Genomic DNA, 18,906 nt, shown 5'->3' on the forward strand with positions numbered 1-18,906 from the left:
GCCTACGGGCTGCTTTTTTGTTGCCCGTCATTTATTCCTCTCCCTGAAAGTGCAATGGTTTCGCGAGCGGCCATGCTATGAAAGACTGTTCGCCACCTTCCCGTTGTTGCCTGTCTTGCTTGAGCCTTTATGCCTGCCATCGACCATCCATTGATAGACCAGTTTCTCGACGCCCTGTGGTTGGAGAAAGGCTTGTCCGATAACACCCGTGACGCTTATCGCAGCGACCTGGCCCTGTTCAACGGCTGGTTGCAGGAGAAGGGCCTGGAACTGCTCAACGCCGGGCGCGAGCTGATCCTCGATCACCTGGCCTGGCGCCTCGAACAAAACTACAAGCCCCGGTCTACTGCCCGGTTTCTTTCAGGTGTGCGTGGGTTCTATCGCTATTTGCTGCGTGAAAAGCTGATCGCCGTCGACCCCACACTGCGTGTCGATATGCCGCAACTTGGCYGGCCATTGCCCAAGTCGTTGTCGGAAGCGGACGTGGAAGCCTTGCTCGCCGCACCAGACCTGAGCGAAGCAATCGGCCAGCGTGATCGCGCCATGCTGGAGGTGCTATATGCCTGCGGCCTGCGGGTCACCGAGCTGATCAGCCTGACGCTCGAGCAGATCAATCTGCGCCAGGGCGTGCTGCGGGTCATGGGCAAGGGCAGCAAGGAACGACTGGTGCCGATGGGGGAGGAGGCGATTGTCTGGGTCGAGCGCTACCTGCGTGACGGGCGTAGCGAATTGCTGGGGGGGCGGCCCAGCGATGTGCTGTTTCCGAGTCTGCGTGGCGAGCAGATGACCCGCCAGACCTTCTGGCATCGCATCAAACACCAGGCCAAAGTCGCCGGGATCGGCAAGTCCCTGTCGCCGCACACCTTGCGCCACGCCTTCGCCACACATCTGCTCAACCACGGCGCCGATTTGCGGGTGGTGCAGATGTTGCTCGGCCATAGCGATCTCTCGACCACCCAGATCTACACCCACGTTGCGCGTGCCCGTTTGCAAGACCTGCACGCCAAACACCACCCACGCGGTTGAGCATATCTCTGTAGCAGACGCCGCGGTGTTTCAGTCACACCCCGGATACAGAATTGACGACTGCTGCGCAGCCGAACGCAGGCTGCGCCAGCTGCTACAAGAGCGGTTCTGCACTGATTGGCAAATGTGTGACTTGTGTCAGGCGCATTCGGCCACGCGGGCCTTATGTGGTAGGCTTTGCTGGTTTGCACGATGGGCGGTTATGACCCAGTGTTTCAGTACCGGCGTTCTAGTCGACCCATTTGCCCGCCTTCAGGAGTCCCCATGCGTCTGACCCAGATTTTCGCCGCCGCAGCCATTGCGTTGGTCAGCACCTTTGCCATCGCCGATGATGCGGCTGATAAAGCCATCCGTAAAAGCCTGGAAACCCTCCAGCTCGACACCCCGATCGAGTCCATCAGTGCCAGCCCGTTGGCCGGTCTCTACGAAGTCAAGCTCAAGGGCAGCCGCGTGCTGTACGCGAGCGCCGACGGCCAGTACATCGTTCAGGGCTATGTGTTCCAGCTCAAGGACGGCAAACCGGTCAACCTCACCGAAAAGGCCGAGCGTCTGGGTATCTCCAAGCTGATCAACGGTATTCCGGTTGCTGAAACCGTGGTTTACCCGGCGATTGGCGAAACCAAGACCCACATCACCGTATTCACCGACACCACCTGCCCGTACTGCCACAAATTGCACGCCGAAGTGCCTGCATTGAACAAAATGGGCATCGAAGTGCGCTATGTTGCTTTCCCGCGCCAGGGCCTCGGCTCGCCGGGTGATGAGCAACTGCAAGCGGTCTGGTGCTCGGCTGACAAAAAAGCGGCGATGGACAACATGGTCAATGGCAAGGAAATCAAGGCTGCCAAGTGCGCCAACCCGGTTTCCAAACAGTTCGCCCTGGGCCAGTCGATTGGCGTGAACGGTACACCGGCCATCGTTTTGGCCGATGGCCATGTGATTCCGGGCTACCAGCCAGCACCACAAGTCGCCAAACTGGCACTGGATGCGAAATAATCCTGCGTCGTCACGGTAAGCCTTTGACGATCATGGAGCGGCGACAGCAGTCGGCGTTCCATTAATAGAGAGCCGCACGCTGTGCGGCTGTTTTCCACGGCCGGCCTTGAGTCGGCCGTTTTATGGGGAGTTCACAGTGAAACCGGTCAAAGTAGGCATCTGTGGGTTAGGGACCGTCGGTGGCGGTACCTTCAACGTACTTCAGCGCAACGCCGAGGAAATTGCTCGTCGTGCCGGGCGTGGAATCGAAGTGGCACAAATTGCCATGCGCACGCCAAAGCCTCAGTTCCAGACGACCGGTATTGCGATTACCAACGATGTCTTCGAAGTGGCCACGAACCCTGAGATCGACATCGTTATAGAGCTGATGGGCGGCTACACCGTTGCCCGCGAGCTGGTACTCAAAGCCATCGAGAATGGCAAGCATGTGGTCACCGCGAACAAGGCACTGATTGCCGTTCACGGTAATGAAATTTTCGCCAAGGCCCGCGAKAAAGGCGTGATCGTCGCGTTCGAAGCCGCGGTAGCCGGTGGCATTCCGGTGATCAAGGCGATCCGCGAAGGCCTGTCGGCCAACCGCATCAACTGGGTCGCCGGGATCATCAACGGCACCGGCAACTTCATCCTCACCGAAATGCGTGAGAAAGGCCGGACCTTCGAAGACGTACTCGCCGAGGCGCAAGCCCTGGGTTACGCCGAAGCCGATCCGACGTTCGACGTCGAAGGCATCGATGCGGCGCACAAGCTGACGATCCTGGCGTCCATCGCGTTCGGCATCCCGCTGCAATTCGACAAGGCCTACACCGAAGGCATCACCAAGCTGACCACCGCTGACGTGAATTACGCCGAAGCGCTGGGCTATCGCATCAAGCACCTGGGCGTGGCGCGTAGCACCGCTGCCGGCATCGAACTGCGTGTGCACCCGACGCTGATCCCGGCCGATCGCCTGATCGCCAACGTCAACGGCGTGATGAACGCGGTGATGGTCAACGGCGACGCTGCCGGTTCGACCCTGTTCTACGGGGCGGGCGCCGGTATGGAGCCGACCGCTTCGTCGGTCATCGCCGACCTGGTGGATGTGGTTCGCGCCATGACCAGCGACCCGGAAAACCGCGTACCGCATCTGGCTTTCCAGCCGGATTCGCTGTCGGCCCACCCGATCCTGCCGATCGAAGCCTGCGAAAGCGCCTACTACCTGCGCATCCAGGCCAAGGATCATCCGGGCGTGCTGGCTCAGGTTGCGAGCATTCTGTCGCAGCGTGGTATCAACATCGAATCGATCATGCAAAAGGAAGTCGAAGAACACGACGGCCTGGTGCCAATGATCCTGCTGACCCACCGTGTGCAGGAACAGCGCATGAACGATGCGATCGCCGCCCTCGAGGCCCTGGCGGACGTGGTCGGTCCGGTGGTGCGGATCCGCGTCGAGCACCTGAACTAAGTCGTTATTGTTCACCGGGCTCGTGCGCGAGCCCGGGTTTGCGAACTCTGAATTGTGGAGCCAGTCATGCGTTATATCAGTACCCGCGGCCAGGCACCGGCCCTGAATTTCGAAGACGTGCTGCTGGCCGGTCTGGCCAGTGACGGCGGCCTGTACGTGCCGGAAAACCTGCCACGTTTCACCCAGGAAGAAATCGCTTCCTGGGCCGGCCTGCCATATCACGAGCTGGCTTTCCGGGTGATGCGCCCGTTTGTCACCGGCAGTATCCCGGATGCCGACTTCAAGAAAATCCTCGAAGAAACGTACGGCGTGTTCTCTCACAGCGCCGTGGCACCGTTGCGTCAGCTGAACAGCAACGAATGGGTGCTGGAGCTGTTTCACGGCCCGACCCTGGCGTTCAAGGACTTCGCCCTGCAATTGCTCGGTCGTCTGCTCGACTACGTGCTGGAAAAGCGCGGTGAGCGCGTGGTCATCGTTGGCGCCACTTCGGGCGATACCGGTTCGGCCRCCATCGAAGGCTGCAAGCACTGCGAAAACGTCGACATCTTCATCCTGCACCCGCACAACCGCGTGTCCGAAGTGCAGCGTCGACAGATGACCACCATCTTCGGCGAGAACATCCACAACATCGCCATCGAAGGCAACTTCGATGACTGCCAGGAAATGGTCAAGGCGAGCTTCGCCGACCAGAGCTTCCTCAAAGGCACGCGTCTGGTGGCGGTGAACTCGATCAACTGGGCGCGGATCATGGCCCAGATCGTCTACTACTTCCACGCAGCCCTGCAGTTGGGCGGCCCGGCGCGCTCGGTGTCGTTCTCGGTGCCAACCGGTAACTTCGGTGACATCTTTGCGGGCTACCTGGCTCGTAACATGGGTTTGCCGATCAACCAGTTGATCGTCGCCACCAACCGCAACGACATCCTGCACCGCTTCATGAGCGGCAATCAGTACGTCAAGGAAACCCTGCACGCGACGCTGTCGCYATCGATGGACATCATGGTCTCGTCGAACTTCGAGCGCTTGCTGTTCGACCTGCACGGTCGCAACGGCGCCGCGATTGCCGGCCTGATGGACACCTTCAAGCAAGGTGGCGGTTTCAGCGTCGAGCAAGAGCGCTGGACCGAAGCGCGCAAACTGTTCGACTCGCTGGCCGTGGATGATGCGCAAACCTGCGAGACCATCGCTGAAGTCTTTGCACAAACCGGTGAGCTGCTCGATCCGCATACCGCCATCGGCGTCAAGGCTGCGCGTGAATGCCGTCGTAGCCTGGATATTCCGATGGTGATTCTGGGAACGGCCCATCCGGTCAAATTCCCTGAAGCCGTCGAAAAAGCCGGCGTAGGAAAAGCGCTTGAACTGCCTGCCCATCTTTCTGATTTGTTTGAGCGAGATGAGCGCTGCACAGTTTTGCCAAATGACCTGAAAGCCGTGCAGGCCTTTGTCAGTCAGCATGGCAACCGCGGCAAGCCACTCTGACAGGATTTACCTGTCACATTTTGAAGCCCGTCTCCTGACGGGCTTTCTCATTTCTGCATGGCACACTTGTCGTCGTTTCGCCCCTCAAGGATGGGTGAGTGGACGTGAAGGAAGTGGGCATGTGGTTTTTTAGTGGATTAAAACCGGCCTTGTGCTGGATATTTTTATTGAGTGCCATGGGGCCTGGGCATTGTGCATTGGCGGCTCAACTCGGCGCTTTGGACGTAAGGTCTGCCGACAGTCATGACCGTCTCAAGCTTGAGGCTCACGAGCTCAAATGGATTGCCGAGCACCGGCGAGTGATCGTCGCGTCGGTGCAGTTCCCGTTGTACTTGTTCAAGGATGAGCACGGTCAATGGAGCGGTCTGAACAACGACATTCTTCAGCGTCTTTCGCGGATGACCGGGCTGGAGTTTGTTCATGAAGAGTCATTCTCGACCGAACACCTGCTCGGACTGCTGGAAAGTGGCAGGGCAGACATGAACACGACACTGGCGGTGAACGATGAACGCAAAGGCTTTCTGGATTTCAGTCATGCCTTTGGCGGGGCTGGCTGGGTGTTCGTCGGGCGGGCCGGAGCTGCTTCGGTCGATTCGCTGGAGGATCTTTCAGGCAAGGTTCTGGCGCTGCCGGCCAGGCATGCGCTGGAGGCCGGTATCCGCCGTGACTACCCGCAGATCGAGCTGCGCTCGGTCAAAACCTACGCAGAGGCACGCGCCCTGGTCGAAAGCGGCGAAGCCGACGTCACCATTGAAAATGAAACGGGCGCCCACCTGTACCCTGCAGGCCGGCTGGCGATCGGCCCAAGTATCGAAGGTATGTGGGAGGCCGACCATCTTGCACTGCGCAAAGGGCAGCCACAGCTGTTGAGCATTCTCAACAAGGCGCTCGAGGCTTTTCCTCCGGCCGAGTTGCGGGCGATCCGTTCGAAGTGGCTCAGCGGCGTGGTGCCCGGTCAGCCACCCTCGCTGTGGCAGAGGTTCTACCAGTGGGGGTGCTGGGGAGTATTTTTCGCGAGTCTGTTCGGGCTGATTTCACTGCTGTGGAACCAGCGGCTGAGCATGCAGATCAAGCAGCGACTGAAAGCCGAACAAGGGCTTGGTGACCAATTGGCGTTCCAGCATGCCTTGATGGATGCCATGCCTGATCCGGTGTTTGTACGGGATCTGGAGGGGCGGTTGATCATGTGCAACAAGAGCTATGAAGAACACTTGTCGACCCGCTTCGACCAGATGCAGGGAAAACGCCTGACAGAGGTCGACGTTTTGCCTGCTTCGACGGCCGAGCTTCTGCACGCGGAAATCATGGATCAACTCGGCAGTCGGAAAACCCGATTTACCGAGCGCCAACTGACGTTCAAAAGTGGTGTGAGGGATGTTTATCAGTGGACGGTGCCGTTTTATAGCGCCGAGGGTTTGCTGCGAGGTGTCGTGGGCGGCTGGGCCGATAGCCATGGCCGGCGGCGTTATGAGCCTGATTGACGCGGTTGAAACCCACTGTTTTTTTCTTGTCATCTTTCCCATGCATGCTCTGAAGACTCAGGGTAAAGCGACATACCGTCAGTCGAGTTCAGAACTTTCTTCTCGGGCCAGTGGTAATTTATCACGCCCTTGGCACTTTGTTTTCGGACTATTGAATGGTGATCGAGATGGAAAGTATCAGCCTATTGCTGGGTGAGGCATTGAGCCCGTATCAGGTAACACTGACCCCGTCAGGTGCCCATGGCGAATGCCTGGTGACATTGAAGAGTACCGCTGGCGCTATCGTGGTCGAGCGTGAGTTCAATCAGGCGCAGTTCACGGACAAACGGCTGCTGACAGACGTTGTCGACGGTTTGCACCGCGACTTGCTGATCGCCGAGGGACGGCTTGAGCCCAGCGTGATTGCGGCTCTGCGCAATGTTGCGCAAGACAAACGTCTGGCTGGCAGAAGCTGATTTGTTTTTTGCGGGAACCTTCGCGCAATCAGGTTAGTCAGACCCTGTATCAACAAGAGCAGGCATTGTGCTCCGGTGTTTGTCGCTTGTTGTACGGGTCCTTGTAGGCCACGTTTAACCCCGAGTCGTTTCCCCACTTCTCGGGGTTTCTTTTGCCTGGCGTTTGGTCAGCGTGTCTCATTCTGGAAAAACCTCTTGGCATCTTCCAGGTACTCGCTGCGCATTTTCGGGTCGAGCCATTGGGCATAAAACTCGACCAGCCTGGTCTGCCCCGAGCCGCGCAATATTTTGTTGATGTGAGCGATGGCCTGGCGGCCCTGCTCGGTATCCGAGCACGCAATATGAGTCGACTGGTACTTGTCCGTGCCGCGAATCGGGAAAAACTCCAGCTCATCGGGCGAGATGCCTTGCTGTTGCGCCTGATAACGAATTTCCGACCAGTACCCCAGCAGGGCGGTCAAACGACCCAGGCGCTGCATTTGCAGCAGACTGCCAAGGGCATCGTTACCGTAATGGGCTGCCAGACTGTTGCTCGGTGCCTGTTGCAGCAGGCGGTCAACGACCTGGCCGTAACTGCGTTCGGCGACCACTCCCAGTTTCTTGTCCTGATGAGCCAGCAAGCGCTCCAGATCGACGCTGTTACCGGTGATGAAGGGTGCAAGTGCTTTGCGGTCAGCATGGCGTATCACAATGCCGTTGCCAGGGACTCGATAAGCCTCGATGGAGTAGACGATCCGTTTTGCCCGTTCCGCGCTCCACAGCAGCGAAGGGTCGCAGGTGAAGCTGGGTTCCAGGAGCATTTGCATGCCGCGTGCGCGGTTGACCTGAAATGTCGTGTGTTGGTACTCGGGCATGCTGGCGATCAATAGCGGTAAATACCGGTCGATCACGCCCTGGTTTTTTTGCGGCCCGTCGACAATCGTCAGCGGCGGTAGATCGCGCAGCAACCAGATCAACGTGTCCTTGGCTTGAGCGGCCGAGGGGATTGCCAGCAGGCATGAAAGCGTTGTGCCGAAACCCAGCACACGAAKGTAGTGCGCCGCGCCTCTGCGAATGGCTGACAACCCTTGCAGTTTAGATAGCCCCATCTGCACGCAGTTGCGCGATCTGTTCCACGTCATAGCCAAGCTCGCTCAACACCTGCACGTTATGTTCACCCAGTTCCGCTCCAACCCATTCGCAAGCGCCCGGTGTTTCCGAGAGTTTCGGCACGATGCCCGGCATCTTGAAGTCTTTTCCATCGGGCAGCTTGGCTTGCAGGAACATTTCCCGCGCAAGAAATTGCGGATCGCTGAACATGTCTTCGGCGCTGAAGATCCGGCTGGCTGGCACTTCGGCCTGGTTCAACTGATCGATCACCGCATCCAGCGGCAACGAACTGACCCAGCGATCAATGACCCCATACAGCTCATCGCGACGGCTATCGCGGCCGTCGTTGCTGGCAAGCGCTGGATCGTTGGCCAGGTCGTCGCGGCCAATGGTCTGCATGAAGCGCTTGAAGATCGCATCGCCATTGGCACCGATCTGCACGTGCTTGCCGTCGGCGCTGGTGTGGATGGAGGAGGGCGTGATGCCGGGCATGATGTTGCCGGTGCGCTCGCGGATAAACCCGAACACATCGAATTCCGGGACCATGCTCTCCATCATGGCGAAGATCGCTTCGTACAAGGCCACGTCCACCACTTGCCCCTGACCACCGTTGACCTCGCGGTGACGCAAGGCCATCAGCGCGCCGATCACGCCCCAGAGCGCGGCAATCGAGTCACCGATGGAAATTCCGGTGCGCACCGGCGGTCGATCCTCGAAGCCGGTGATGTAACGCAAACCACCCATGGACTCGCCTACCGCGCCGAAGCCCGGTTGATCCTTCATCGGCCCGGTTTGGCCAAAGCCGGACAGACGGACCATCACCAGTTTCGGGTTCAGCGCATGCAGCACTTCCCAGCCCAGGCCGAGTTTTTCCAGCACGCCGGGGCGGAAGTTTTCGATCAGGATGTCGGCTTCGCCGAGCAATTGCTTGAGGATTGCCAGGCCGTCGGGGTGCTTGAGGTTCAGCGTCAGGGACTTCTTGTTGCGCGCCTGGACGAACCACCACAGCGAAGTGCCCTCGTAGAGTTTGCGCCACTTGCGCAACGGATCACCGCCGTCCGGAGATTCGATCTTGATCACTTCGGCGCCGAACTCGGCACAAATACGCGAGGCGAAAGGCCCGGCGATCAAAGTACCAAGTTCGATGATTTTCAGGCCGGCAAGGGGTTTGGCAGTGAGCGGCATGGGTAATCCTGTAGGACAAAGACTGAATCAATACAGCGTTTTAGCATAGCCCGAGCCGCATCGCCCACGCTTGATGGCGGTCATGATTCGTTGATTGACCCGGCATCGGTTAGACTTGCCGCCTTTCCTCGTATCAAGAAGCCCGTTCATGGCCCAGCCGTCCACGACTTACAAGTTTGAACTGAACCTTACCGACCTCGACCGCAGCGTGTACGAGAGCGTCAAGCAGACCATCGCCCGCCACCCTTCGGAAACCGAAGAGCGCATGACCGTGCGGCTGTTGGCCTACGCCCTCTGGTACAACGAGCAGCTGTCCTTTGGCCGTGGTCTGTCAGAAGTGGATGAGCCAGCCCTGTGGGAAAAGAGCCTGGATGACCGCGTGCTGCACTGGATCGAAGTCGGCCAGCCAGACGCCGATCGCCTGACCTGGTGCTCGCGTCGTACCGAACGCACCAGCCTGTTGGCCTATGGCAGCTTGCGCGTCTGGGAAGGCAAAGTGGTGCCTGCGGTAAAAAACCTGAAAAACGTCAACATTGCCGCGGTGCCTCAGGAAGTCCTGGAAACCCTGGCCAAGGACATGCCCCGCGTTATCAAATGGGACGTGATGATCAGCGAAGGGACGATCTTCGTCACCGACGACCGTGGTCAACACGAAGTCCAGCTGCAATGGTTGGCCGGCGAGCGCGGCTGATTTTTCGCCGCAGGATCGCATCACCCGGTTTTATCCTACGTATTCAAGAGAAGCACCTGTCACCCCATGCGCATTGAACCTCGCCTATTGCCCGACACCCTGCCATTCCTCGGTGATATTCCACCCCTGCTGACCCGTTTATACGCGGCGCGGGGCGTGCAGTCGGAGGCGGAACTGGACAAGAGCCTGGCGCGCTTGATCCCTTATCAACAGCTCAAGGGCATTGAGGCGGCGGTGGACTTGCTGGTGGTGGCGCTGGAGCAGCGTCAGCGGATTCTGATCGTTGGCGACTTCGATGCCGATGGTGCTACCGCGAGCACCGTTGGCCTGTTGGGACTGCGTCTGCTCGGCGCGGCTCACGTCGATTATCTGGTGCCCAACCGCTTTGAATACGGCTACGGCCTGACCCCGGAAATCGTCGCGGTGGCGTTGCAGCGCGAGCCACAACTGCTGATCACCGTGGACAACGGCATATCCAGCGTCGAGGGCGTGGCGGCGGCGAAAAAGGCCGGGCTCAAGGTCCTGGTCACCGATCACCACTTGCCCGGTGACGAGCTGCCGTTGGCCGATGCCATCGTCAATCCGAACCAGCCCGGTTGTGAGTTCCCGAGCAAGGCACTGGCCGGGGTCGGGGTGATTTTCTATGTGCTGATGGCGTTGCGTGCACGCTTGCGTAGCCTGGGCTGGTACGAGAGCAGGCCGCAGCCGAACATCGGTGAGTTGCTGGATCTGGTGGCGCTGGGCAGCGTCGCCGACGTGGTGCCACTGGATGCCAACAACCGGATCCTGGTGCATCAGGGCCTGGAGCGGATTCGCGCCGGCCGGGCTCGGCCGGGCATCAAGGCGATTCTCGAAGTGGCCAAGCGTGATCACTCGCGCATCACCTCGACCGACTTGGGGTTCATCCTTGGTCCGCGCCTGAACGCGGCGGGGCGTCTGGACGACATGAGCCTGGGCATCGAATGCCTGCTCACCGAAGACGTGGCGCTGGCCCGTGAGATGGCCGCGCAACTCGACGGCATGAATCAGGATCGCAAATCCATCGAGCAGGGCATGCAGCGCGAAGCGTTGGCCCAGCTCAAGGACTTGCCGCTGGAGTCGATGCCGTTTGGCTTGTGTCTGTTCGATCCCGAGTGGCACCAGGGTGTCATCGGAATCCTCGCATCGCGTATGAAAGAGCGTTATTTCCGTCCGACCATCGCCTTTGCCGATGCAGGCGACGGCATGCTCAAGGGCTCGGGCCGTTCCGTGCAGGGCTTTCACATTCGTGACGCCTTGAGTGTGGTGGCGGCGCAGCATCCGAATCTGATCAGCAAGTACGGTGGTCACGCCATGGCGGCGGGCCTGACGTTACCGGAAGCGAGTTTTCCATTGTTCGCCGAGGCTTTCGACGCTGAAGTTCGCCGGCAAATGCGTGAAGAAGACCTGACCGGGCGATTGTTGTCGGACGGCACCCTGGCCGTCGAAGAGTTTCACCTGGAACTGGCTCGCGCCCTGCGCCATGCCGGTCCCTGGGGCCAACACTTTCCGGAACCGCTGTTTCACGGGGTGTTCCAGTTGGTCGAGCAGCGCGTGGTCGGTGAACGCCACCTCAAGGTGGTGCTAAAAAGCGAATGCGGTTCGGTGAAACTCGACGGTATCGCGTTTGGCATCGACCGCGACGTCTGGCCGAACCCGACCATTCGCTGGGTCGAGTTGGCCTACAAGCTCGACGTCAACGAATTCCGCGGCCAGGAAACCGTCCAGCTGATGATTGCCCACATCGAACCGCGCTGAAAGATCGCAGCCTCATCCCCCGATGTCGACTAGGCTCTAATCACTGCTTGATTGGCCTTGTGACGTTTTGTCCATTTTTTTTACCCGCGGGGGCGGGTGCCGCATCCTTTCCTGTCACTCGTCGACTATTCAAACAGAACCCTGGAGCCTGCCCACTGATTTGAGAGGTGCCCCATGAGTCTGCTGCTTGAACCGTATACCCTTCGTCAATTGACCCTGCTCAACCGCATCGCGGTATCGCCAATGTGCCAGTACTCCAGCGTCGATGGACTGGCCAATGACTGGCACCTGGTCCACCTCGGCAGCCGTGCCGTGGGCGGGGCCGGACTGGTTTTTACCGAAGCCACGGCAGTCACTGCCGAGGGTCGGATCACCGCTCAGGACCTGGGCCTGTGGAACGATGAACAGATCGAACCGCTGCAACGCATCACCCGCTTTATCACTGCCCAAGGCGCCGTCGCCGGCATTCAACTGGCCCACGCCGGACGCAAGGCCAGCACTCACCGGCCGTGGCTGGGCAAACATGGCAGTGTCAAACCGGCGGATGGCGGCTGGACTCCGGTCGGCCCCTCGCCGATCGCCTTCGACCCTCAACACACGTCCCCCACACCACTGACCGAGGCGCAGATCGCCGAGGTGATTCAGGCGTTCGTCGAGTCGGCCAAGCGTGCACTGACCGCAGGCTTCAAAGTGGTTGAAGTGCATGCGGCTCACGGCTATCTGCTGCATCAGTTTTTGTCACCGTTGAGCAATCAGCGCCGTGATCAGTACGGCGGGTCTTTCGAAAACCGCATTCGTCTGGTGCTGGAAGTGACCGAGGCGGTGCGTGCGGTCTGGCCTGAAGAGTTGCCATTGTTCGTTCGCGTATCGGCCACCGATTGGGTCGAAGATGGCTGGAACCCGGATGAAACCGTGGAACTGGCGCGGCGCTTGAAAGCGTTGGGGGTCGATCTGATCGACGTGTCATCAGGCGGCACTGCGGCGAATGCGGAGATCCCGACCGGGCCGGGTTATCAGACGCGGTTTGCCGAGCGCGTGCGCAAGGAGTCAGGGATTGCCACCGGCACCGTCGGATTGATTACCGAGCCGGCGCAAGCCGAACACATTCTGCGCACCTGTCAGGCCGACATCATCCTGCTGGCTCGCGAATTGTTGCGCGACCCGTACTGGCCATTGCACGCCGATGATGACTTGGGCGGTCGCAAAGCCATCTGGCCGGCGCAGTATCAACGGGCGACGAGCCGCGATCAGCCGATTCATGAGTCGGATTTGCGGGACTGAGTGAAGCTGCAAAAACCAAAAGCCCCGGTTGTTTGGCCGGGGCTTTGTTTGTCTGACGGATTCTGCGCGGCTGTTCTGTCGTCATCGCGAGCAGGCTCGCTCCCACGTTGAATGGTGTGAACACAGATTTTGTGTACACCMAAATCCAATGTGGGAGCGGGCTTGCTCCGGGTGGCGATCCGACGATGGGGCCGGCCTGGACGTCACTTATCTCAAGTTGCCGGCCAATCCGGGTACTTGCGCTTGTCCGGCGCAGGCGGGAAATACTGATACAGCCAGGTTTCACTCAACGTCCGGTCATGAGTGCGGATGAACAAGCGCAGTTCTACCGGTGCCACGCTGTCATCGGTCGGGACCCAATCGAAGGTGATTCGATAGCCTTTGATGTCATCCAGCGCCAGCACGTTGAAATCCTTGACCTGACCACTCGACGCCGTGACCACCGGTTCGATGCCGGTGCCTTCAGGCAAGCGATCCAGTCCGCCGCCGGTGAAGTCGACCGCAAAACGCCGCGCCCAGATTTTCGGATAGTGCTCGCCGGGGGCCCAGCCTTCGACGAAACCGCCCATGCCCGAACGCGTGGCATTGACCCGTGCCAGCGGCGTGCCAACGGGTGGCAGGGCGCTCCAGTAGAGCTTGTAGCCGTAACTCAGCGAGTCGCCTGCGGCCACCGGTTTTTTCGGGGTCCAGAAGGCCACGATGTTGTCCAGGGTTTCGCCTGTGGTCGGGATTTCCAACAGATCGATAGAGCCTTCGCCCCAGGCGGTGGTCGGCTCGACCCACAGGCTCGGGCGCTTGCTGTACCAATCGACGGTGTCCTGATAGCTGTCGAACTCATGGTCGGTCTGTACCAGACCAAAGCCTTTCGGGTCCGTGTCGGCGAAGGCGTTGAATTGCAGGGTCGCCGGGTTATTCAGCGGGCGGCAGATCCACTCGCCGTTGCCGCGCCACATGGCCAGCCGATCCGAGTCGTGGATCTGCGGGTGAAGGGTGTCGCACATGCGCCGCTCGTGAGTGCCGCAACTGAACATGCTGGTCATCGGCGCGATACCGAGTTGCTCGATGGCCGTGCGCGCGTTGACGTGCGCGTCGATGGTCATCACCACCTGATTGGCCTGGCAGTCGATGTCAAAGCGGTAGGCACCGGTGGCACTCGGTGAGTCGAGCAGGGCATAGACCACGAAACGGGTGCTGTCCTTGTCCGGGGTTTCGAACCAGAACTTGGTGAAGTCTGGAAACTCTTCACGCTTTTTGGCATAGGTATCGATTGCCAGGCCACGGGCCGACAAACCGTACTGGCCGGTGTTATCCACCGCACGGAAGTAGCTGGCGCCGAGGAACGACACCACGTCATGTTTATCCAGCTCCGGGGCCTTGAACAGCTTGAACCCGGCAAAGCCCAGGTCGCCCTTGAGCTGCGCGGTATCGACGCCGCTGTTCTGGTAATTGAACAGCGACGGGTGGAAATGCACCTCCCGCGCTTGACGGGTCTTGGGGTCGACGCTGTACATGCGCACCGGTTGCTTGAAGCCCATGCCGACGTGGAAGAACTGCACGTCGAGTTGCCCGTTCAAGTCATTCCACAGCGAATGTCTGGCGTCGTACTGAATCGCGTTGAATTGCTGCGGCGTCATGTTCGCCAGCGTCGGCGGCAACACCTGTTTGGTGTCGGCATAACCACTGCTGGCCAGTTGCTTGGCTTGTGCCTGCAACGCCTCGAAGTCGAAGGTCTGGGCCTCGCCATCGGCCGTACCGGCCCAGGCCCGCGCGGCCAACAATCCAGTGGCCGAAAGGCCGGTGTAGGCAGCGATGGCCATGGAGGCTTTGAGCAAATTCCTGCGGTGCATAGGACAACCTGTCGTGGACGATCCCGCGGCGTTCCTGGCTGCGATTCGGATCAAAATGTGAGGTTCGGACAAGCCTTCGGCCAAACGCATCGGATTTTAAACAGATGCCGAATAAGATAAAGCGTTCGAAATAACTCGAAAATGATGAGTGTGCGCTTCATGGAAAATACCCGCAGATCATTCAGGAGAACCCGCAGGCTCAGCGAGCGGCGCCTTGTTTCGGGCGATATTCGTCTGCTCAAACACATTGATCGACGCGAAGTGATCGATGAGTTCTACCGCGTACAGGACGGCCAATTGTTGCTCTATCCGCAGCATGAGGTGGTCAGTGGCTGGCCTGCGGGCGAGGCCGAGCGTGACGAAGAGATTTTGCAGGCATGTTACGAACGCGGTGGCTGGCTGTATGGCGTGTTCGATGGCGAAACGCTGGTGGCCGCTGCTGTTGTCGACTGCGAGATTATCCACARCGCCGGGCTGTCGTTGCTGCAACTGAAGTTCTTGCACGTCAGCCGCGATTACCGTGGCCTGGGACTTGGGCAGCGGTTGTTCCGCCTTGCATGCCAGCAGGCTATGGCAACGGGCACCGAGGCGCTTTATGTATCAGCCACGCCGTCACGCAATACCGTGGACTTTTATCGGCGTCAGGGTTGCGCGCTGCTCGACACGCCGGACCCGCAGCTGTATCAGCTGGAGCCCGAGGATATTCATCTGTTTTTCAAATCAACATAGCGTTTCAAATAAGTGTTTTCATTTATTTGACTAATTACTCTAAAAACAGCTCGCAAACGTTTTTTTGTTCCTATTCTTAGGCTCATGACCGGTCTTTGCCCTTGAGGCCGGTGAACGTTCAGCCGGACTCACGCAAGTGCCATAGATGGTTGAAACAGGAACAGGGCGATGAGGTATCTGAAGTTTCAGTTCACGTGCAGAGGGACATCGTCCATGGAAAAAGCGCAAGGCAGCATCGGGTTTTTAGGGATTTTCTCAGGCTTGAGYCTCTCGCGAAGGTCGCGCCGGCTCAGCTCGGAGGAGGTGAAACTCGTCGAGCAGTATCGAGCGTTATCGGAGAATGACCGGATTGCAATGCGCTATCTGGCGGATGCGATGCACCGTGTTTCGCGGTTTTGAGGCGGGTTGACGGCCCCTCCCATGTTCGCTTATGGGAGGGGCTGTTTGTCTTGTGCACCCGCTCCGATTGCATAGAGTGTCACCACTCCTGATTACGCTCGGTTCGTTCATGCAATATTCGCAGGATCTGCACTTGGCCGAGTGCCAGGCGATAAGGTGCAACAAATGGAAGCTGATTCAGAACAAGTTCACGTATATCCGGTACCAGTGAAGGACGCCCGGAGCCGGGGAACAGTTCAAGTTGGCCAAAGGTGTTGAGGATGCTTGTCACCACATCGTTGGCAGCGGTTGTGCCAATCAGCCCGCAATAGTGTTCATGAATGGCGTCCAGGTCACTCTCAGCTCTCTCGGTCAGTGCGACTCTCGGCACGATTTGCCCACTTAGCCTTCACGGCGTCCAGATCGGTCAATTTTCCAGCATCGGCATCGGCAATACCTTCGCTGATTGCTTGCAGGTGCCAGGATTCGGCTTCTACATAACGCACCAGTGCGCGCTTGAGGTGGTACTGACGGTCACGATCGGTCGCTGCTGCAAGCTGATCCAGTTGCTGGGCAAGATTCTCTTCGACTCGAAAGGACAAAACGGGCGAGGCCATCGCGGCTCTCCTGTGAAGGTGTATACATTGTAAACGACGTAAACACCCTAGGCCCCCACAAGATTTCAGTCAATCACCGTTGTGCGCGCGGTGTCAGGAAATCTTAGCGGGGCAGGTGCTGGAGGGAGTGAGCGATGTGTTGCCGAATGCTTGCTCCTTGGCGTGGCGATTGAACAGGCTGATGCCAGGGAGAAGACCCGTTACTGGCTGCATCCTTGCAGCCAGTTCCGAAGGGTCGATGTTACGCATTGTTCAATGCGGCTCCCGATCAAGTCGCAGTGAGTCAGGCGCGGATATCTCGATCATATCCACAACGTGTTTGTTATCGAATTCAAACCCGGTGCCTGAAGGCCCTATATTGCTTCGATACTATTTCAGCGTTACATCAATCATCGGGGGAATGTAACCATAGTCATATTCGGCCACCACGAAAGTCTGCTGCCCTTTCACCTTGATGCCCACTGTCGGCGCTTCAGTGCCGCCGACCCGGTACTGCATTCCGGTGTCGCTTTCCTTTGTGGGTACGGTGTCGATGAACGAAGTCACCAGGCCGTTAGGCATCACGTAATGTGAATAGGTTTGAAATGGCTGGGAAGAGGGGTTGCCCAGCACCAGACCGGAACCGTTCAGTGGCACGTAAGGGCCGAAGAGCGAATCCGCGACGAAACCGTACACCCCGTCCGGACCGGTCACACCGTCGGCATAAGTGAATTTATGGCTGATGGTGAACAAATAGTATTTGCCGTCCTGAAACAGGAAGTGTGGACGTTCGGTCTGGTCATTGACGCCTACTGCAGTCAGCAGTGGCGGCAACATTTCCCAGTCGTCGCCATCTTCGTCATTTGCTACGGCGATACCGACACAGGCCGTTTGGAAGCGCGAGTTACCGACATCTTCATAGCCCGGCGGTACGTCGCCGATTTCAGCTTCGCCGACCTTGTGCGAACCACGCTCACCGGCCACGTTGCCCTCAAACAGCATGTACAACTTGCCGTCTTTCGGATCGCGGAACGGCCATGGATCACGGAAGCCCCAGTACGGATTCTGCGCTTCGGTCTGATAGATCTCGCCGTCAGCCTCGAACAGCGATGTAACCTTTTTGAAGCCCACCATCTCGACGCCATGCTCGGTAGTGACCACGCGGCCACGCACCTTGACGATCGTGGCGCCCGGCGTGACGGCGGTGTAATACAAATCCACATCGCCCTGGTCGTTCAACAGAATCGGGGAGCCAGCCCATTCACGCGTGGTTGGAGACACACCTTGCGCCATCACGCGACCACCAAACTGCCAGTCTTTACCGGTGCGGGAAAACCAGTAGTACATCTTTGCCCGACCATGACGATCGTTCCAGTCTCGGATGATGTCGTAATTACCGTTCTCGTCGATGTACTCCGGATCATTCGGGTGGCGATCTGCCGTCAAGGTGAAAATGACCGACCAGCCGTTGACAGAAGCCACGTTACCGTCGATATCGCGCAGCGGCATGGTGTCCCAGATGAACACCTCGTTGCTCAATACCGGGAAATCCGCACTGACCAGAGGCTGGGTAGTGGTCGGATCATCCGCGTGAACTTTCAGCGCGTCGGCGCGGGTCCACAAGCTGGGTTGACGGGGAAGTTGACCAAGTTTTTCAGTGTTGCTTTTCATAGGGAGTACCTCATCCATGAATATATTTAAATGTGCGTCGCTGCCTACACCTGCGCCAGAATCCGCCGGCTTGTGCGTCTTGGGCCTGGCTCCTATTGTTTCCGTGTCGCTGCCCATTCAGCGACCGGGTTTCGCAGCCCGGGTAATCTCTAGACGCACAACGTCCCCGTTCGTGAGCAGGTGTCCTCTATGCCTGTCAGTTCATGTTATGGCGGTTGTGCGTGGGAGACCTTCGGGTCTGCCGGTTCTAGAGTCCCGGTCTGCGAACCCGCGTACAGCTGCCACCTCCCTTTGCTTCGCAGCGAATCGTGGCAGCTCCATGACTCTAGGAGCATCAGCATGTTCAAAGCCACGCCCAATCCGCCCGAAACCGACCCCGTCTCTCCCTACGTCTCCCTCGATTCAAAAGAACTCCACGCCGCCGCGCACCGTGCGCTCGATCATTACCTGGTGTTGCCAGAGACCAAGCAATTGTTGGCCGACCGACGCCCCGGCTGCATTTTTGTCATTGCCCCCGACATCGACAGCGAAACCCTGCTGGCCCACGCCTGCGAAACCCTCGCCTCGGCSAATGTCATGGCCAGCGATCTGGCGTTCGAACTYGAAGGCCCCAAACGCAATACCGCGCTGGCGATTCAGCAGATGATTTCCCTGGCCGARCTSGCSGTGAATCGCGCSCTSGATCACCTCGACCCCCCGGAGTAAGAGCGCCCGTAGCAGCTGTCGAGCCCGCGAGGCTGCGTCCGAGGACGCAGTCCTCGCAAATCCTGCATACGCGGTTTTCCTGA

At 58.9% G+C, this 18,906-nt stretch carries 18 protein-coding genes; 12 read left to right on the forward strand and 6 right to left on the reverse strand.

The window, feature by feature from the left end:
• The first annotated feature begins 129 nt into the window (after positions 1-129).
• From xerD to AC1DH9_RS03900, 6 genes are all read left to right on the forward strand, one after another.
• Positions 130-1,026: a site-specific tyrosine recombinase XerD gene (gene xerD, locus AC1DH9_RS03875; protein ID WP_477807822.1), complete on the forward strand. Its 897-nt coding sequence runs from the start codon at positions 130-132 to the stop codon at positions 1,024-1,026.
• A gap of 264 nt (positions 1,027-1,290) precedes the next feature.
• Complete coding sequence (locus tag AC1DH9_RS03880) at positions 1,291-2,022, forward strand: DsbC family protein (protein WP_427534697.1); 732 nt, start codon at positions 1,291-1,293, stop codon at positions 2,020-2,022.
• A 136-nt stretch (positions 2,023-2,158) separates the two neighbouring features.
• Positions 2,159-3,463: a homoserine dehydrogenase gene (locus AC1DH9_RS03885; protein ID WP_477807823.1), complete on the forward strand. Its 1,305-nt coding sequence runs from the start codon at positions 2,159-2,161 to the stop codon at positions 3,461-3,463.
• A gap of 66 nt (positions 3,464-3,529) precedes the next feature.
• Positions 3,530-4,939, forward strand: a complete 1,410-nt coding sequence (gene thrC / locus AC1DH9_RS03890) for a threonine synthase (protein ID WP_477807824.1) — start codon at positions 3,530-3,532, stop codon at positions 4,937-4,939.
• Between the two features lie 119 nt (positions 4,940-5,058).
• A complete protein-coding gene (locus AC1DH9_RS03895; RefSeq protein WP_427536304.1) occupies positions 5,059-6,420 on the forward strand; it encodes a transporter substrate-binding domain-containing protein in 1,362 nt (453 codons plus the stop codon).
• Positions 6,421-6,587: 167 nt separating this feature from the next.
• Positions 6,588-6,875 carry a DUF3509 domain-containing protein gene (locus tag AC1DH9_RS03900; protein ID WP_427536302.1) on the forward strand — a complete coding sequence of 96 codons (288 nt, stop codon included), beginning with the start codon at positions 6,588-6,590 and terminating at the stop codon, positions 6,873-6,875.
• Between the two features lie 167 nt (positions 6,876-7,042).
• Here AC1DH9_RS03900 and AC1DH9_RS03905 read toward each other — a convergent pair whose 3' ends face one another.
• Together AC1DH9_RS03905 and AC1DH9_RS03910 are read right to left on the reverse strand one after the other, a co-directional pair.
• A complete protein-coding gene (locus AC1DH9_RS03905) occupies positions 7,043-7,996 on the reverse strand; it encodes a TIGR02285 family protein (RefSeq protein ID WP_477807825.1) in 954 nt (317 codons plus the stop codon).
• Positions 7,950-9,149 carry a CaiB/BaiF CoA transferase family protein gene (locus AC1DH9_RS03910; RefSeq protein ID WP_427536298.1) on the reverse strand — a complete coding sequence of 400 codons (1,200 nt, stop codon included), beginning with the start codon at positions 9,147-9,149 and terminating at the stop codon, positions 7,950-7,952. The genes AC1DH9_RS03905 and AC1DH9_RS03910 overlap by 47 nt, the downstream gene beginning before the upstream one ends.
• Positions 9,150-9,297: 148 nt before the next feature.
• On the opposite strand from AC1DH9_RS03910, the gene AC1DH9_RS03915 reads away from it, so the two are divergent.
• From AC1DH9_RS03915 to AC1DH9_RS03925, 3 genes are all read left to right on the forward strand, one after another.
• The gene (locus AC1DH9_RS03915) at positions 9,298-9,840 is read left to right on the forward strand and encodes a YaeQ family protein (protein WP_054593842.1); all 543 of its coding nucleotides are present in this window, start codon (positions 9,298-9,300) and stop codon (positions 9,838-9,840) included.
• A gap of 66 nt (positions 9,841-9,906) precedes the next feature.
• Positions 9,907-11,616, forward strand: coding sequence for a single-stranded-DNA-specific exonuclease RecJ (gene recJ / locus AC1DH9_RS03920; RefSeq protein ID WP_427536296.1), 1,710 nt, complete (start codon positions 9,907-9,909; stop codon positions 11,614-11,616).
• Between the two features lie 174 nt (positions 11,617-11,790).
• Complete coding sequence (locus tag AC1DH9_RS03925; protein WP_427536294.1) at positions 11,791-12,897, forward strand: NADH:flavin oxidoreductase/NADH oxidase; 1,107 nt, start codon at positions 11,791-11,793, stop codon at positions 12,895-12,897.
• Between the two features lie 212 nt (positions 12,898-13,109).
• Here the strand turns inward: AC1DH9_RS03925 and AC1DH9_RS03930 are convergent, their stop codons facing one another.
• A complete protein-coding gene (locus AC1DH9_RS03930) occupies positions 13,110-14,744 on the reverse strand; it encodes a glucan biosynthesis protein D (protein WP_427536292.1) in 1,635 nt (544 codons plus the stop codon).
• Between the two features lie 159 nt (positions 14,745-14,903).
• Between AC1DH9_RS03930 and AC1DH9_RS03935 the strand changes: the two genes are divergently transcribed.
• Together AC1DH9_RS03935 and AC1DH9_RS03940 are read left to right on the forward strand one after the other, a co-directional pair.
• Positions 14,904-15,473, forward strand: coding sequence for a GNAT family N-acetyltransferase (locus tag AC1DH9_RS03935; protein ID WP_477807826.1), 570 nt, complete (start codon positions 14,904-14,906; stop codon positions 15,471-15,473).
• 213 nt (positions 15,474-15,686) lie between these two features.
• Entirely contained in the window at positions 15,687-15,872 is a 186-nt protein-coding gene (locus tag AC1DH9_RS03940; protein ID WP_427532999.1) for a hypothetical protein, read from the forward strand.
• Between the two features lie 79 nt (positions 15,873-15,951).
• Here the strand turns inward: AC1DH9_RS03940 and AC1DH9_RS03945 are convergent, their stop codons facing one another.
• From AC1DH9_RS03945 to AC1DH9_RS03955, 3 genes are all read right to left on the reverse strand, one after another.
• A complete protein-coding gene (locus AC1DH9_RS03945) occupies positions 15,952-16,242 on the reverse strand; it encodes a type II toxin-antitoxin system RelE/ParE family toxin (protein ID WP_427536288.1) in 291 nt (96 codons plus the stop codon).
• Positions 16,211-16,468: a CopG family ribbon-helix-helix protein gene (locus AC1DH9_RS03950; RefSeq protein WP_054593838.1), complete on the reverse strand. Its 258-nt coding sequence runs from the start codon at positions 16,466-16,468 to the stop codon at positions 16,211-16,213. The genes AC1DH9_RS03945 and AC1DH9_RS03950 overlap by 32 nt, the downstream gene beginning before the upstream one ends.
• Before the next feature lie 369 nt (positions 16,469-16,837).
• A complete protein-coding gene (locus tag AC1DH9_RS03955) occupies positions 16,838-18,118 on the reverse strand; it encodes a glycoside hydrolase family 68 protein (protein ID WP_427536285.1) in 1,281 nt (426 codons plus the stop codon).
• Positions 18,119-18,457: 339 nt separating this feature from the next.
• Here AC1DH9_RS03955 and AC1DH9_RS03960 point away from each other — a divergent pair, with 339 nt between their 5' ends.
• Positions 18,458-18,823: a DUF6124 family protein gene (locus tag AC1DH9_RS03960; protein ID WP_427536283.1), complete on the forward strand. Its 366-nt coding sequence runs from the start codon at positions 18,458-18,460 to the stop codon at positions 18,821-18,823.
• Positions 18,824-18,906: the final 83 nt, after the last annotated feature.

The sequence above is a fragment of the Pseudomonas sp. 05T35 genome, from assembly GCF_056396605.1.

Coding starts and splice junctions, on each gene's coding strand:
- AC1DH9_RS03910 (WP_427536298.1), bottom strand. CDS start 9,149: ATGCCGCTCACTGCCAAACCCCTTGCCGGCCTGAAAATCATCGAACTT.
- AC1DH9_RS03930 (WP_427536292.1), bottom strand. CDS start 14,744: ATGCACCGCAGGAATTTGCTCAAAGCCTCCATGGCCATCGCTGCCTAC.
- AC1DH9_RS03900 (WP_427536302.1), top strand. CDS start 6,588: ATGGAAAGTATCAGCCTATTGCTGGGTGAGGCATTGAGCCCGTATCAG.
- AC1DH9_RS03895 (WP_427536304.1), top strand. CDS start 5,059: ATGTGGTTTTTTAGTGGATTAAAACCGGCCTTGTGCTGGATATTTTTA.
- AC1DH9_RS03915 (WP_054593842.1), top strand. CDS start 9,298: ATGGCCCAGCCGTCCACGACTTACAAGTTTGAACTGAACCTTACCGAC.
- recJ (WP_427536296.1), top strand. CDS start 9,907: ATGCGCATTGAACCTCGCCTATTGCCCGACACCCTGCCATTCCTCGGT.
- AC1DH9_RS03925 (WP_427536294.1), top strand. CDS start 11,791: ATGAGTCTGCTGCTTGAACCGTATACCCTTCGTCAATTGACCCTGCTC.
- AC1DH9_RS03950 (WP_054593838.1), bottom strand. CDS start 16,468: ATGGCCTCGCCCGTTTTGTCCTTTCGAGTCGAAGAGAATCTTGCCCAG.
- AC1DH9_RS03955 (WP_427536285.1), bottom strand. CDS start 18,118: ATGAAAAGCAACACTGAAAAACTTGGTCAACTTCCCCGTCAACCCAGC.
- AC1DH9_RS03880 (WP_427534697.1), top strand. CDS start 1,291: ATGCGTCTGACCCAGATTTTCGCCGCCGCAGCCATTGCGTTGGTCAGC.